This window comes from Desemzia sp. FAM 23988 (genome assembly GCF_045528365.1).
Lineage (GTDB): Bacteria > Bacillota > Bacilli > Lactobacillales > Carnobacteriaceae > Desemzia.
In genome coordinates this window covers 45,932-60,742 of sequence record NZ_JBGQQS010000015.1, presented here as the reverse complement: position 1 = coordinate 60,742, position 14,811 = coordinate 45,932, and the positions used below count along the sequence as shown (strand labels likewise).

The following is a 14,811-nucleotide window of genomic DNA, read 5'->3' as shown; positions in this document are numbered from 1 at the left end:
GAAATGAACTTTTCTTTTCTTCCGTTAGGAAGGAATCTAATCGATTTGTAAAAAAGAAAGAAACATTTCAGTTTCGCCTAATTTTTTGATAAAAATGTCCCTGTATAAAAATCTATGAATGATTCAGCAATATACAAAAAAGGAACTATACTTTGAATAAACATATATTCATTGTACGGTTTCTTTTTGCGATTAGATGTAGATTCAACAAAAAAAGAAAAAATCGTATAAAAAGATTCCATTTTTTATAAAAAAATAGCTCTTATTAAAAATAAGTGTATAAAATTTTAACGTGTTATTTAATAATGCCTAAGAAATACATCTAAGTTGCAGAATTAGTTGTTTCGAATAAAGAATAAATATACTTTTTATGAATAATTTTTTAGGACAAAAGTTGTATAAAAAAACATTTATTTTGTCAAATAGCTATCGATTAACTAAAAACTTTGTTTTAACACCGTTATTTGATTAATAAATAGTTTTATAACCAAATGGATTTTAATGTAACTTAGAACAAAAGTTTTAACGTTTGAATTCGTATTAATTTTTAAGAATAAAAAGTAAATTCTTTGACATAAAAAAACTTGCGTATTATATTAATAAACGGAGAAAGAAACGTAAATTTAAAATAAAAATTGGAGGAATGAATAGAATGAACAAAATCAAAAAATTATATCCACTTATCGTAGGCGTGGTGTTATTAGTTAGTGTGGCTGCTTATGGAACACGTGCTTACTTCTCAGATTCAACAAACTTAGACTCTAATATTGAGTTGACTCTTGGGGATGTAAACATTAATAGTGATAGTTCACAGGTATGGAAATACGCTCCTTTAGAAGAGGCATATAACGATCAATTAAAAGATGAAATAGGAGCAACACTGATTACAGAAACTACAACACTTGAAAAATCAGAACAAATCATGAATGTTAGACCTGGTGATGCTTTTACAAAAGACTATAAGTTTACAAATGAAGGATCATTATCACAAAAAATATCTTTTAAATCTAATAAGAATGACCTGAACAACGATGATAGCATCTTTAATGTAGAATGGTTATACAAAGACAAAGACAATGACATTATTGATACAGATGACAATACTAATCCAATAATTTTAACACCAAATACTTCCATTACTGCAACAATGAAAATTAGTGTGAAAACAAATGGTTATGATGGAGTTTTTGGAGAAAAACAAAATAACGAAACTATACCTGAATATGATTTTATAGGAGAAACAGTAACTGTTGAAGCTGTACAAACTAATTATACTGTAGCTACTGAATAATAAAACTAGAATAATTTATTGTACTATATAAAGATACCCTTTAGTTTATTCAACTAGAGGGTGTTTTCATCTGTTTATAAAAAAAGGGAGGGACTTTCAAATGAGTAAAAAAATCAAAAATAAATCACTGCGAATAGTATTTTTGATACTTTTATGTTCTTTGTTTGTGCCTAACCATACCGTGCATGCTTATTTTTATGATGTCATCTCAGAGAATGTTGGAATAGAGTTAACTTTAGGATCTATAGATTTAGATGTTAAAGAAGATAGCAATAATAGTGTGTTAACTTTAAAAAGCGGGCAAAATAAAATCCAATTAAAAGAAGTTATTCAAAATAAAGGAACCTTAACTGGTAAATTAGCTTATAAGATAAATCTTACAAAAAGTGACGGTGGCGAATTAGATGAGAATCTGAAAAACTCAATAAAGATAACATTAAATACTCAAGCAGCGAACATACAAGATAGCTATGAACTATTAAGTGATGAATCTAATTTACAGATAATGTTAAATCCTGGTTCATCTATAGATGTACATATAGTTATAGAAACAACCACTTCTCCAGAACAGAGCGAAGAAATTAAGTTGCAAATTGAATTTCTATTATTCCAAACCAATGGGACTCTTGAAAATCCTCTGTTTCATGATGAATTGACTAAAGTATACGATATAATTTTGGATAAAAAAGAGACTGAAAAACTAGATGATTATTGGCCGACATCAGGTTGGATAGATCATGGAAATATTCGATATAATAAAGAGAAATATAGCCCAGTTATGTATTTTAGCGAGATGAAGGATTCGCAACAAATCAAAAATTTAAATGATAATATTTTTTATGTTGAGATAAAAGATGAAAATGGACTTGAATTAACTGACTTAGCTATTCGTTCTCCAGAAGATATGATAATCAAAGTGGAACATGTTAATGACAATAAGCAGCATTTGAAAATCACTATTTCAATCGATAAAACTAAATTTAAGCGAAATATACTATCGGTCCCTATATATGATTATTCAATTGCTTTTAATAATGGTAATAATTTCGAACTATCCGAAGAGGATGAACCTATAACTTTAAAAAGAATTTTGCTTTCTACAGATGAGGCAGGTGCAAGAACTTTTAATGTGCGTCCTATTAATTTATTTGAAGAAGAAAGAGAAATTTATTTAGCTCAAACTGAGCAAGATAATACTGGATATTTGAACCAACCTTTATCTAAAGCATCTTTTGATAATAAGCCCAAGATAACAATGGAAATTAGTGGAGCAAATAAAAAATTAATTGATATAAAAAAAGCGCAGATAGAAAACGACAACTATTTCACTTTGAAACCTAAAAGTAAAACAGCAACAAAAGAGACAGAAATGGATTTAAGTATAATCCTTGAAGGAACATCAGGAGAGATATTGGAAGTGAAGCGAGACATTCAAATATTGCCTACAACTAGTGAAGCCGTATGGCCTCAAGGAATGTCAACTATTTGGGGGATGTCAGATGGTAAAGGAAATTACAAAGAAAGCACAACTTCTGATATACAAGTATCTAATGGAAGTTATGTTTCTACGAAAAATATTTCTATCTATGTAAAAAATCCATACAAAGATGAATTGCAATATATTCCACCTAACTCAGACAAGTTTACTAGCCAATCTATTTTTTATAGCCCTGATGGAGAGTATATGAAAATTGATTTGAAATTCAGCAGTAATAGTTTGAAGGAATTTCCTTATACTGAAGGTTTTAATTTTACTGTTCTTAGAGAAAGCGGCATTGGTGCTGACAATATGAACTATGTTCCTGGTCAATGGGCTGCTGTACAGTTCACATTGCTTAAAGAATCAAAGCAGGCTTCTCAAAATAAACTAACTGTAGAACAGACAACCCCTAATACCGAAATGAGCTATGAAGAACAATTACTCCAAGCTGTCACTAACGGAGAGAAAGAACTGTATATTGAGTACACTCAATTGCCCATTGATTTTGATGTAGCAAAAGTGGAAGAGGATATTCGTAATATAATGGCTAATCAAGGTGTTGAAATTGAGTTCCTGATTGAAGATGATCCAGAATTAAAAGCCATAAAAATAACGGTTCAAGAATGAGGCCCATCAGTTCCTTTAGATAAAGGGTGAATAACACAAATAAAATAAATTGTTTACGGGGAATTAACGGAAGATACATATTCTGTTGTTATACTAGAAATAGTCATTGGCGCCCCCTTGATTACAGACCAAACCGCTGAGGGGCCAGATATTCTGGCCCTTTTTTATACATAGTTTTCTCTTTCAAACAATCTGTTTGAGCACATAGCTGAGTACATACCAGATATTTTAGGAGGTGAGAGGATTGTTACCGGTAGACATTGCATCATATGAACGGATGAACACGAAGAATTTGATTTTGCGAAAAGCCACTATTCGTGACGTAGACGATATATTTGAAATTCGGCACAATCCTCAACTCTTTCGCTTCCTCGAGGATCATATTGATGAGACAAAAGACGTCACGAAATCATACCTTGCTCGGATGAACAAAGGTCAAGAAGAACATAAATGGATTGTATGGGTCATTGAATGCAGAGCTGATCGAAAAGCGATTGGAACGATTTGTTTGACCGATATCAATGATGAAAAATCCTCAGCCGTTGTTGATTTTGTCATGCACCCAGACTATCAAAACCAAGGATATATGCAAGAATCCATAGATACTGTAGCAATGATTGCATTTGATAAGTTAGGTTTGAAGGAATTGACAGCTATTACGGCTAATGAAGACAAAGCTGCTATTGAGTGGGTGGAAAATTCGGATTTTCAATACTCTGAAACGATTCAGCACTATTGGCCAACCAAAAATATGCAAACCAAACTGAATAAGTATATTCTAGTAAATAAATACAATTTCTTGTAATCTTTTAATATAGAAGAAATTGTATTTTTTTAGTAAAAAAGAACTCCTTTTGAAATAGGAGTTCTTTAAATAGTTACATTAAGGAAGAAGATTTCGATTTATTGAAATAGTGCATCAAAAAAATTAATGTGAGCACCAGAGTTAGGCCTTCTGTAACAGGCATTGTCAGCCAAACCCCTGTCAAATCAAAGAATGTTGCTGCTAAGAACAAGGTAGGAACAATGAGAATCAGTCCTCTTAATAAAGAAAGGATAAAGGATTGTCTTGGTTTAGCCACCGCTGAAAAGAAGGCAATAGTGACGATATTGAGGCCCATGAATAAGAAAGCAATGAAATAAATTTTGATGCCTTCTTTAGTAATAGAAGCTAACACAGGATCATTATCTTTATTGAACCATTGAATAATGGTGTCAGAATAAAATAAACCTACCCCATAAAAGAGTATCCCGAAAAAGAGAGCTGCAGCAAACCCGTATAACATCAAACGAAGAACTTGTTTATGCTGTTTAGCTCCGAAATGGACACTGACTATTGGTTGGATTCCTTGCCCAATCCCTGTAAATATACCGATACAGACGAGAGAAACATTGGCAATGATTCCATAAGCCGCCACACCGACATTTCCCACCAAATCCAAAGTAATTTTATTGAACATGAAAATAACTAGACCTGATGAAAATTCTGTAATGAAAGATGGGAAACCAATAGAAAACATGGATAAAAAGTTTTTCGGTTTCCATTTGACAGCAGTAAATTTTAACGTTCGTCTTGGAGAGCGTTTATGCCAGGTCAAAATAAGCAAACTGATAATAGGAGAAGTGGCCGTTGCCAAAGCAGCTCCTCTCATGCCCATCTGCAGAGGGAAAATAAACAAATAATCCAACAGAATATTGGTTAAACTTCCAAACAGCATGCCAGCCATAGCTAAATTGGGATTGCCGTCATTACGGACAAAAAAAACAAGAATATTGTTTACGATAAAAAACAGGGCGAAAAATAGAATGATGCCAAAATATTCTTTTGCCAAAGGGATAATTTCCCCTCTAGCGCCTAATAAAGACATTAAGGGATCCATAAAAAGAAATCCTAGTACGGTAAAAAGCGTGCCTGCAATCAAACCAATCACTAAGGTGGAAGTAAAAATTTGGTGACTCTTTTCTGAACGATTCTCGCCGTAAGAAATGGCGTACAGTGTGGCACCACCCATTCCCAGCATTAAGCCAATGCCATTGATGACATTGTAAACGGGAATCACCACATTCAAAGCGGTTAGACCATCTTGTCCCACGCCATTTGCTACAAAAAAGGTATCCGCTAAAATGTACAGAGACAGCCCTAACATGCTGAGCAAACTCAATGAAACATAATGGATAAAGGATTTATGTGCGGATTGTCGTAAAATATCAGTAGAGTGCATTTGTTTTCCTCCTAAATAAAAAAGGCACCATTTCTATTGTCCAAGGCCTACGACAACAGGAATGAGTGCTTTAAGGAACTTAATTGTCCGGCGACAAATAAGTTCTAGCGTATATGAATTTGATTGGAGTATAGCACAATCAGGATATCAGGTCAAAGCACGAAAAGCTTCAGCTACTGAAATTAAATTTCAGAAAAACGTTTCCAACTCTTAACTTACCTTATTTTTGACCGATAAGAGAAGTAACAACTAAATAAATCGTTCCTATATACAAGTTCTAAAGTATGTAACAACCATATAAGTTTGTTATCTTTCACATCCATTTGAACGGAGGAAATGCAATGAAAAATACAGATAAGCGCTCCACATCCAACTTAAAAAAAGCTTTCTCGCCCGCTAGAATTAGTGCGGCTTTTTTTATTCTCTTTTTTCTAGTTTCAGTCATCGCAGCGGGGTTAATTAATCGAGCAAATGCTGGAGCTGTTCCGCTTGCTGAGTCATTGGGTTATGATTTGGTTGAAATAAACACAGACAAGACTGAAGAACCATTAGCTATTATTGTCCAAAGGGAATCGGTTTCTAAAGAGGAGACAGTAGAAATTGCTAAAGAATGGAAGAAAGATAAAAAACAAGCAGTAGTCGTTTTTGCGACTACCAATACTGCATTCCCAGAAACATCAGCGGAATATAATGAAAATGTAGAATATAAAATTACCATTACCGAAGATAAAATGGAAACCATTGAATTCGATGTTTATAAAGATAGTCAACCTGAACTGATTGAACATCAAAATTGGGATTTAAGTGATAATGTGTTGGACCTAGTGACTGGACAAGTTACGATTAAAATCGAGATGGACAACAATTGGGAAGAAGGTATTGTCCTTTCAGCAGCTCAAGCTTTGTCTCAACAAATTCTAGCCAGCAACCAAGAGAGTGGCGTCTCATCTGTATTTTTTGAAATAAACGTTGGAAACCAGTTGTATCTATACGATTCTGAACATTTCTATACTATCGGCAAATATCAAGTCTCAGACATCTAATCGATTAAAAAGAGAGAAAGCTGATAGAAAAGTCTTCAGCTTTCTCTCTTTTTATTTCCATTATTCTTTATCTGAATCTGTTATTTCTTCTTTAACTTTTTTCAATTTACTTGGATCGCCAAAAGATTGGAAATCTTCAGGAGCTGTTTCACTTTCTTTTTCAGCTTCCGTCTTTTCTTTATCCGTTGGTTCTGAAACTTCCTGTAATCCTTCTTTGACAAATAGAGGATTTACAACAGGGTTGTGACCATCACCAGGTGGTTGTTGGACCATAAAGACACCTCATTTCTTTTTATATTTTCTATTTTTACTATAGCACACTTCTGTTGTAAACGCTTTTAATTTGGTTATGAATATCCTAAAAAAGACTGCGCAATTCTTCTCTTATCCCAAAGATGTATGGTAAACTAAAGGGGAAGATTTAGTGTTTGATGAATGGTATCGGAGGAAAATGTATGATTTGGATTATCTTAGGAATTTTGATTGTTCTATTAATCATTTACTTATATGTAAACAATACAGTACTTGAAACGACCCGTTATACTATTGGTATTCCTTTTTTAAAGGAACCATTGAAGGGGACTAAAGTCATTCATTTGTCTGACTTTCATTTGCCTAAAGAAGGAATCTCGATTCAAACGTTATTGAAGAAAGTGGCGAATGAAAAACCTGATGTGATCGCGTTGACGGGGGATTTGATCCAAGCGAACGAAAATTTTCCTGCTAAAAAGCTGGCTCAATTGACCAAAGGCTTAGCGGATATTGCCCCTACTTATGCAGTAACAGGAAATCATGACCTAAGCGGCGGTCACCTGAGAGAGTGGGAACAAGTATTAAGTGATGCTGGTGTCACTGTTTTGATCGATGAAGCTGTGTGGCATCCTATAAACGGCAGCGGACTTGTCATCATGGGGTTGTCTGAAAAAGAAGATTTTGAGATGACACCTAAACCTATTTTAAAAGGGGTCGAATTGGCTGATGGATGGCAAGATGAAGCACGTATCTTGCTTGCACATCATCCCGAGTTTTTAGAAGAATATTTAATGGATCTGACCCGTGTACCAAATGTTATTTTATCAGGACATGCCCATGGTGGCCAAATGCGATTGCCATTCATTGGCGGATTGTTTGCGCCTGGGCAGGGGCGTTTCCCGAAATACACAGCTGGGGTTCATTTTGATGACCATTTGCCAGATAAGCGCATGGTCATCAGTCGTGGAATCGGAAATTCTTCTTTTCCGTTCCGAGTGAACAATCGACCAGAAATGATCGTCATTGAACTGAAGTAATCAAACAGGCATTCTTCCAAGGCTTTGGAAGGTGCTTTTTTTGAGAAAGAGGAAAATTCTTAAGTGTAAGTGGTTTCTTTTGATGTTTTAAGTAGTCTTAGATAAACTAGGGGTAACATAAATAGGAGGCGAAGCATATGGTAGTAAGCTTATATGATAGAATTCCTTTGAACAATGGTTACACGATACCGCGTATTGGATTTGGGACAGCGGGGCTGACTGGAGCAGAAGCAGAAGAGTCCGTATTTTATGCGTTGAATCAAGGTTATCGTTTAATTGATACAGCTCCATCTTACGATAACGAAGAAGCAGTTGGTCGTGGAATCAACTTGGCCATCAATGCCGGCATTAGTCGGGATGAAATTTTCGTGGTTACTAAAATTGAACCAGAAGATATGGGATTTGATAAGACTATTGATGCATTTGAAGCTAGCTTAGAACGCTTGAACACGCAATATATTGACTTGTTATTGATTCATCGGCCAGCAAAAGATGATCAAGCTACGCTGGACACTTGGAGAGCAATGGAAGACATTTATGCTTCTGGTAGAGTGCAATCGATTGGAGTATCCAACTTTAGCCGTGGAGATCTGGCCATGTTGCTGGAAGAAGCTAAAATTAGACCTGCAGTAAACCAATATCAAATGTATCCCGGAGCTAGTGACCGCAGTACTAATGATTATTGTGATGATGAAAATATCGTTTCTATGGCCTATTCTCCATTAAAACGAGGGAAAGTGCAAAAAGAGCGCCGATTGATGTCGATTTCAGAAAATTATGACAAATCACCTGAACAAATTGCTTTACGTTGGTCAATTGACCGAAATGTAGTTCCTATTCCACAGTCTGGAAACAAGGACCATATTCGGGACAATATCAATATATTTGATTTCAGCTTGAGTGATAATGATATGACAATTCTAAATAATTTAGACGTTCCAAGAAAAGACCGAGATACCGGAGATGGAGGAGGAAATACTGATCGGACCAATCGTCGTAAAAATATTCAAAAAGGACGAGGCAGCGGAACAGGACGTATGAGACACTAACCGTTGTTGTGTTCAGAGTAAACAAATATCTGTTCAAAAAGACCACAAAAGCTGACAGTTTCTTACTGAATTTGTAAGAAGCTGTCAGCTTTTTGACTATCAGCTGTTTTTCTACAGTTTTTCAATCAACACTAAAGTGCTTGAAAGTATCGGTATTATGTGTGAATAGTTTGGTGGGAGTTATGGTGGACGGGATGCGTTGCTAGTACCATATTGCAGTAACATTTAATACGATATGGTAGATAAGAGTTTGATTCGGACCATAAGTGGTGAAATCATTTGAGGATATGGTATATGAAGTGGGTTTCAAGTACCATATAGGTGAAATACAAGGTTCAATATAGTATTTTAATCCCTTCACCCTGCAGCTCTATTTGAAAAAACGTACGTATAAGCTTGATCAGTGGAATTTATTCTATTTTCGAGGAACGAGACAAAAAGTTGTAAAGTGGTTTTCACCTCATCTCATCTCATCTATTCTAAGATTAACAGCTTTATTTTCAGCTTTGCTTTTACTATTAGAGGAGATTTGGTAAAATAAGAAAATGGAGAGGTATTTTATTTGATTGGAAGCGTGCGAATTGCCTCGTTTAGCTTTGGGAGAAAAGCTTTCTGATCTTAGGAGCAATAGTATACAACAGGATTACCATCTTATTCATAATAAATTCAAAATTACTGGAGGTTTTTTTGTATGACTTTAAATCTTGGAATTATTGGAACAAACTCTATTACAAATGTTTTCGTAGATGCTGCGTTGGAATCGAAACTCTATTCTTTAAAAGCGGTTTATTCACGTTCTGTAGAAAAAGCAGAATCTTTTGGTAAACCATACGGAGCTGACGTCTTTGAAACAGACTTGACTGTTTTTGCGCAACACCCGGAAATCGATGTGGTTTATGTAGCTTCTCCGAATAGTTTGCACTTTGAGCAAGCGATTGAGTTGATGAAGCATGGCAAACATGTGATTGTAGAAAAGCCGATGTTCTCTAATCCAAACGAATGGGAAAAAGCCACACAAACGGCTAAAGAAAACAAGGTATTCTTGTTTGATGCAGCTCGCCATATCCACGAAGAAAATTTCCAGCGAGTGAAAGTGGAAGTTCAAAACATTGAGAATATCCAAGGGGCTAATTTGACGTACATGAAATATTCTTCTCGTTATGACAATGTGTTAAATGGAGAAGAACCGAATATCTTTTCATTGAAATTCTCTGGGGGAGCTTTAGCAGACTTAGGTGTTTACTTGATTTATGCAGCCGTTTCTTGGTTCGGTATGCCTCAGTCTTCTCATTACTTTGCGCAAAAAGTGTCTACAGGGGTCGATGGAAAAGGGACTATGTTCTTACGCTATCCGACGTTTGATGTCACGATGCAGACAGGAAAAATTGCAAGTTCTTATTTGCCGAGTGAAATTTATGGGTTAAACAAAACGATTTCCCTAGATGGTGTTACAGGAATTTCAGCTATTGAAATCATTGACCGTAAATCAGGATTAAAAGATAACATTGCTAAATCTGCTCAAAAATCTCCTATGATCGAAGAAGCTATTGCATTTGCAGATGTGATCAATCACGCAGAAGATGAAGAGCGCTTAAAAGACTATCAAGAATGGACAAACCTGAGTCAACAAGTCAATCAAGTACTTTATGAGCTGCGAAAAGACGCAGAAATCGTTTATCCAGCAGACTAAAAAAAGTGAAAAATGTTTAGGCTGAGAATAATGTCTCAGCCTTTTAAACTGTTTTTCGAAGAGCATCATAAAAAGGGCGATCGAAAAGACCTAAATACCGTAAATAAGAGGAGCAATCACATGAATGAACAATTAATCCCTGCATTCCAGAAACATTGGAATGATTCCGGTTTTGGCGCACCAACGGCCATTCAAACGGAAGTATATGATTTATTAAAAGAGAAGAAAGACGTAGTAGGAATCTCTCCTACTGGTAGTGGAAAAACATTGGCTTATTCTATTCCGTTATTGGAACAGATTGTGCCGACAGAAGGAATGCAGTTATTGATTTTAGAGCCTTCTCAAGAATTGGCCGTTCAAGTTGGACAAGTTGTCAGTGAATGGGCTAAAGCGTTGCAATTGACTACAATAACGTTAATTGGAGGGGCCAACATCCAACGCCAGATTGACAAATTAAAAAGCAAACCTGAAATTATTGTCGGGACACCAGGACGTATCTTAGAATTGGCCGAGAAACGCAAATTAAAGCTGCATCAAGTGCAAACAGTCGTGTTGGATGAAGCAGATCAATTGTTGGGACAAGATCAATTGAGCACAGTACGTGAAGTGATCAAAAAAATGCCAAGTGATCGTCAAATGGGATTCTTCTCAGCTACCAGCAACGCATTGATGCAAGATTTGTCTAAATGGTTCAACGTGGAACCAATCTGGAAAGATGTTACAGCAATAGATGATTCAAAAGGTGAAATCGTTCATGCTTATATCGAAACGCCGATTCGCAAACGAGATGCGACATTAAAACAATTGAGTCATTTACCGGATTTTAGAGCGTTAGTCTTTTTTAATGATGTAGCTAGTTTGACGGTTGCATTGGATCGTTTGCGTTTTGAAGGAGTTTCAGCTGGCGTATTGCATAGCGAACGGAACAAAACGGAACGTCAACAAGTCCTGCAAGACTTCCGTAATGGAAAAATCCAATATTTATTGACGACGGATCTAGCTTCAAGAGGTTTAGATATAGAAGCCTTGGATTACGTGATTCAATACGATATTCCTATCTCTAAAGAAAGTTATGTTCACCGTTCTGGGCGTACAGGACGTATGAGACGCAAAGGGACTGTCTTAACGTTAGTCAATGAGCGGGAACTGCGTAATTTCAAACAATTGATCGCTCCGTTGGAATTGTCTTTGATCCAATTGTACTTATATGGTGGGGAGTTAGTGACCGAAAAAGTAGTTCAAGAAGAAGCGCCGCATGCTGAAAAAGAAACCATCAAAAAAGTTGTTCCTAAAAAAGTTAAGAAACCTGTGTCTACACAACCTGTTGAGGCACCTGTGAAGAAAAAGAAAAAGAATCGTACGAAAAAAACGAAGAATAAAGGAGCAAGACGTAAAAAGTCAGAATAGTTTTTTGCTTAAAAGGAGAATGTGTTGAAGATGAGCAATCGTAAAGACTTAGTATTGAAGTATTTACAGCAAAATCCAGATGATTCCTTTTCTGCAAGGGAGCTTGCAGAAGCGCTTGAACTTGATCGAACAAATGTGAGCCGCTATTTAAACGAGCTGTATGCGGATCATAAAGTCCACAAAATTGTCGGCCGTCCGGTATTATTTCAATTCAAATCGCCTCGTTCTAAAAAAGAAGATGGGGAAAGCAAAGCTTTTTCAAAAATGATCGGGTATAATTTGTCTTTAAAAATTATGGTGCAGCAAGCTAAAGCGGCTATACTTTACCCGCCTAGAGGCTTGCATACGATCATTTTTGGTCAAACTGGGACTGGGAAATCTGTTTTTGCCCGCAGCATGTATGAGTTTGCTTTAGAAGCTAAAGCAATGCCGCAAGATGCCCCTTTTATTTCATTTAACTGTGCCGATTACGCTCAAAATCCACAACTATTGTTTGGGCACATTTTTGGAGTGAAAAAAGGGTCGTATACGGGTGCGACTGAAGATACACCAGGTTTGTTGAAAAAAGCTGATGGCGGGATTCTGTTTTTAGATGAAATCCATCGGCTGCCTCCTGAGGGGCAAGAAATGTTGTTTACGTTTATCGACAAAGGTGTCTATCAGCCTTTAGGAGAAAGCGGCAAAGAGTATGAAGCAAGTGTTCAGATTATCGGGGCTACCACTGAAAGTTCTGATGTATTGTTGTCAACATTCAAACGACGTATCCCCATGTCGATTACCTTGCCGCCATTGTCGGAAAGAACCATTGATGAACGGTATCAATTAGTAGCAGCTTTCTTACAGCAAGAAGCCCGTCGTTTGAATCAGGAGATTGTTGCTGAACGGGACGTCATCTTAGCCTTTATGCTTTATCATCCTGAAGCCAATATTGGACAAGTGGAGCGAGATTTAAAACTGGTTTGTGCGAAAGCTTTTTTGCATTACCGTACGAATGATGAAGACCATTTGAACATTACGCAAAAAGATTTGCCATTACAAGTACAAAAAGGATTATTGCTCAAAAAAGAAGCGCCAGATCGCCTGAATCGAATCATTAAACCGCAGCAAAACCGGTTTGTTTTTGAATCAAATCACCAAGATTCGGATTATTTTTTAGGTTCCGGAGAAGATATGAGTGTCTACAATGCGATTGAAGAACGCGTAGATGAGTTGCTCAGATCAGGTGCTCAAAATATCGACTTGGAGAAGTTTGTACAAAATGGCATGGGACATTATTTCAATGATTACATTGAGCAGTTGGCGAGTAGAGAAGTACAGAAAGAATTGATTTCAACGGATATTTTGGAAGCTACCGAAATGGTCTACGATATAGCAGAAAAACGCTTGAATCGAACATTCAATAACAGCACGCGTTTTGCTTTTTCATTGCATTTGCAAAGTACATTAGACCGTATTCGAGAAAATCGACCTATTATCCATCCTAACTTAAATGGTGTCCGTAAACAGTATTCCAAAGAGTTCCAAGTAGCTATCGAATTGTCTTCCTTGATTGAAGAGAAGTTTGAGATTGAGATGCCATTAGATGAAATCGGTTTTATTACGATGTTTCTGACGATCGATTTAAAAGAGAAGTCAGAAGAGCTGCAAGAAAAAGTCGGCGTCTTTGTAATGATGCATGGAAAATCTACTGCCAGCAGTATGTTGGAAACGGTCCAAGAATTATTAGATACTAAATTTGGGATTGCTCTAGACATGCCGTTGACGATGAAAGTCAAGGAAATGTACGAATGGGTCAGGATAACGATTCGGGATCGCATGAAAGATTATGCACAAGGCATCTTATTGCTGACTGATATGGGATCGCTGAATTCATTTGGGGATATTTTAGCAGAAGAGTTGGATATGCCTATCAAGACTTTGTCGATGACGAGTACTCCGATTGTGTTGGAGGCTGTTCGAATGGCCAGTTTAGGCAGGTCATTAGAAGACATTTATCAAAGCTGTCAACGTGGAATGAGCAACAGTATCCAGCAAAATTTCACAGTAAAGAAAGACAAGAAACCTGTTATTGTGGTGACTTGCTTTACTGGAGAAGGAGTAGCGAAAAAGCTCGAAGAAAAATTAGAAACAGAAATTGATACGACCATGACAAAAATTATTCCGCTCCAATTTCTGCAGCGAGAGCAATTTCGTCAACGGATTGATCAATTAATGGAAAAATATGACTTAAAAGCTATCGTAGGAACAGTAGGCTTTGATTATTCATCAGTTCCTTATTACTCGGCTTTTGATATTTTTGAGGGCAACAAATTAACCGATTTAAAGCGTCATTTAGAATCGGATTTTCCAGTAGAAGAAATGGCGCATTCACTCGAAGGAACGATTAAATCGGTGGATTCTGTCCAAGAATTGCTGGAATTGGTGCGAGATGTAGTAGATAAATTACTGGTTAACATGCAGTTTCAGATTGATGCGGGTGTAAAAGTAGGGGTCATCCTTCACCTGGTATTCTTGGTTGATTCTTTAAGAACAGAAGCTTTTTTACGTCCGTTTCCTAATAAAGAAATGTTTGTTAAACAAAATCGAATCTTGATGGATGTGACTAAAACAACGTGCATCGTATTGGAACGTCGTTATGAGATCCAATTTCCAGAAGATGAGATAGCGTACTTGGCTTACATGTTGTTAGAAAATAAGACTCATGAATGACAGA

The 14,811-nt window shown here is 36.3% G+C and carries 11 protein-coding genes; 9 read left to right on the top strand and 2 right to left on the bottom strand.

Annotation, left to right across the window (positions count from 1 at the left end; genetic code table 11):
• Nucleotides 1-652: 652 nt before the first annotated feature.
• The 3 genes from ACEN4L_RS09270 to ACEN4L_RS09260 all read left to right on the top strand — a co-directional run bounded on the left by ACEN4L_RS09270 (nt 653) and on the right by ACEN4L_RS09260 (nt 4,203).
• A complete protein-coding gene (locus ACEN4L_RS09270; RefSeq protein ID WP_407097010.1) occupies nt 653-1,291 on the top strand; it encodes a hypothetical protein in 639 nt (212 codons plus the stop codon).
• A gap of 100 nt (nt 1,292-1,391) precedes the next feature.
• On the top strand, nt 1,392-3,398 hold the full coding sequence (locus ACEN4L_RS09265) for a hypothetical protein (RefSeq protein WP_407097009.1): 2,007 nt from the start codon (nt 1,392-1,394) through the stop codon (nt 3,396-3,398).
• 244 nt (nt 3,399-3,642) lie between these two features.
• Complete coding sequence (locus tag ACEN4L_RS09260; RefSeq protein ID WP_407097008.1) at nt 3,643-4,203, top strand: GNAT family N-acetyltransferase; 561 nt, start codon at nt 3,643-3,645, stop codon at nt 4,201-4,203.
• Nucleotides 4,204-4,276: 73 nt separating this feature from the next.
• On the opposite strand, the gene ACEN4L_RS09255 is transcribed toward ACEN4L_RS09260, so the two are convergent.
• On the bottom strand, nt 4,277-5,620 hold the full coding sequence (locus tag ACEN4L_RS09255) for an MATE family efflux transporter (RefSeq protein WP_407097007.1): 1,344 nt from the start codon (nt 5,618-5,620) through the stop codon (nt 4,277-4,279).
• Between the two features lie 341 nt (nt 5,621-5,961).
• On the opposite strand from ACEN4L_RS09255, the gene ACEN4L_RS09250 reads away from it, so the two are divergent.
• On the top strand, nt 5,962-6,663 hold the full coding sequence (locus tag ACEN4L_RS09250) for a hypothetical protein (protein ID WP_407097006.1): 702 nt from the start codon (nt 5,962-5,964) through the stop codon (nt 6,661-6,663).
• A 60-nt stretch (nt 6,664-6,723) separates the two neighbouring features.
• Here the strand turns inward: ACEN4L_RS09250 and ACEN4L_RS09245 are convergent, their stop codons facing one another.
• A complete protein-coding gene (locus ACEN4L_RS09245; protein ID WP_407097005.1) occupies nt 6,724-6,936 on the bottom strand; it encodes a hypothetical protein in 213 nt (70 codons plus the stop codon).
• 182 nt (nt 6,937-7,118) lie between these two features.
• On the opposite strand from ACEN4L_RS09245, the gene ACEN4L_RS09240 reads away from it, so the two are divergent.
• The 5 genes from ACEN4L_RS09240 to ACEN4L_RS09220 all read left to right on the top strand — a co-directional run bounded on the left by ACEN4L_RS09240 (nt 7,119) and on the right by ACEN4L_RS09220 (nt 14,807).
• Nucleotides 7,119-7,952, top strand: a complete 834-nt coding sequence (locus ACEN4L_RS09240) for a metallophosphoesterase (protein WP_407097004.1) — start codon at nt 7,119-7,121, stop codon at nt 7,950-7,952.
• 137 nt (nt 7,953-8,089) lie between these two features.
• The gene (locus ACEN4L_RS09235; RefSeq protein WP_407097003.1) at nt 8,090-9,001 is read left to right on the top strand and encodes an aldo/keto reductase; all 912 of its coding nucleotides are present in this window, start codon (nt 8,090-8,092) and stop codon (nt 8,999-9,001) included.
• Between the two features lie 691 nt (nt 9,002-9,692).
• On the top strand, nt 9,693-10,691 hold the full coding sequence (locus tag ACEN4L_RS09230; protein ID WP_407097002.1) for a Gfo/Idh/MocA family protein: 999 nt from the start codon (nt 9,693-9,695) through the stop codon (nt 10,689-10,691).
• A gap of 120 nt (nt 10,692-10,811) precedes the next feature.
• The gene (locus ACEN4L_RS09225) at nt 10,812-12,098 is read left to right on the top strand and encodes a DEAD/DEAH box helicase (protein WP_407097001.1); all 1,287 of its coding nucleotides are present in this window, start codon (nt 10,812-10,814) and stop codon (nt 12,096-12,098) included.
• A gap of 30 nt (nt 12,099-12,128) precedes the next feature.
• Nucleotides 12,129-14,807, top strand: coding sequence for a sigma 54-interacting transcriptional regulator (locus ACEN4L_RS09220; protein ID WP_407097000.1), 2,679 nt, complete (start codon nt 12,129-12,131; stop codon nt 14,805-14,807).
• Nucleotides 14,808-14,811: the final 4 nt, after the last annotated feature.

What these genes read in the sequence shown, in the direction of transcription:
- ACEN4L_RS09270 (WP_407097010.1), top strand. Translation starts at nt 653, where the DNA reads ATGAACAAAATCAAAAAATTATATCCACTTATCGTAGGCGTGGTGTTA.
- ACEN4L_RS09265 (WP_407097009.1), top strand. Translation starts at nt 1,392, where the DNA reads ATGAGTAAAAAAATCAAAAATAAATCACTGCGAATAGTATTTTTGATA.
- ACEN4L_RS09255 (WP_407097007.1), bottom strand. Translation starts at nt 5,620, where the DNA reads ATGCACTCTACTGATATTTTACGACAATCCGCACATAAATCCTTTATC.
- ACEN4L_RS09250 (WP_407097006.1), top strand. Translation starts at nt 5,962, where the DNA reads ATGAAAAATACAGATAAGCGCTCCACATCCAACTTAAAAAAAGCTTTC.
- ACEN4L_RS09245 (WP_407097005.1), bottom strand. Translation starts at nt 6,936, where the DNA reads ATGGTCCAACAACCACCTGGTGATGGTCACAACCCTGTTGTAAATCCT.
- ACEN4L_RS09240 (WP_407097004.1), top strand. Translation starts at nt 7,119, where the DNA reads ATGATTTGGATTATCTTAGGAATTTTGATTGTTCTATTAATCATTTAC.
- ACEN4L_RS09235 (WP_407097003.1), top strand. Translation starts at nt 8,090, where the DNA reads ATGGTAGTAAGCTTATATGATAGAATTCCTTTGAACAATGGTTACACG.
- ACEN4L_RS09230 (WP_407097002.1), top strand. Translation starts at nt 9,693, where the DNA reads ATGACTTTAAATCTTGGAATTATTGGAACAAACTCTATTACAAATGTT.
- ACEN4L_RS09225 (WP_407097001.1), top strand. Translation starts at nt 10,812, where the DNA reads ATGAATGAACAATTAATCCCTGCATTCCAGAAACATTGGAATGATTCC.
- ACEN4L_RS09220 (WP_407097000.1), top strand. Translation starts at nt 12,129, where the DNA reads ATGAGCAATCGTAAAGACTTAGTATTGAAGTATTTACAGCAAAATCCA.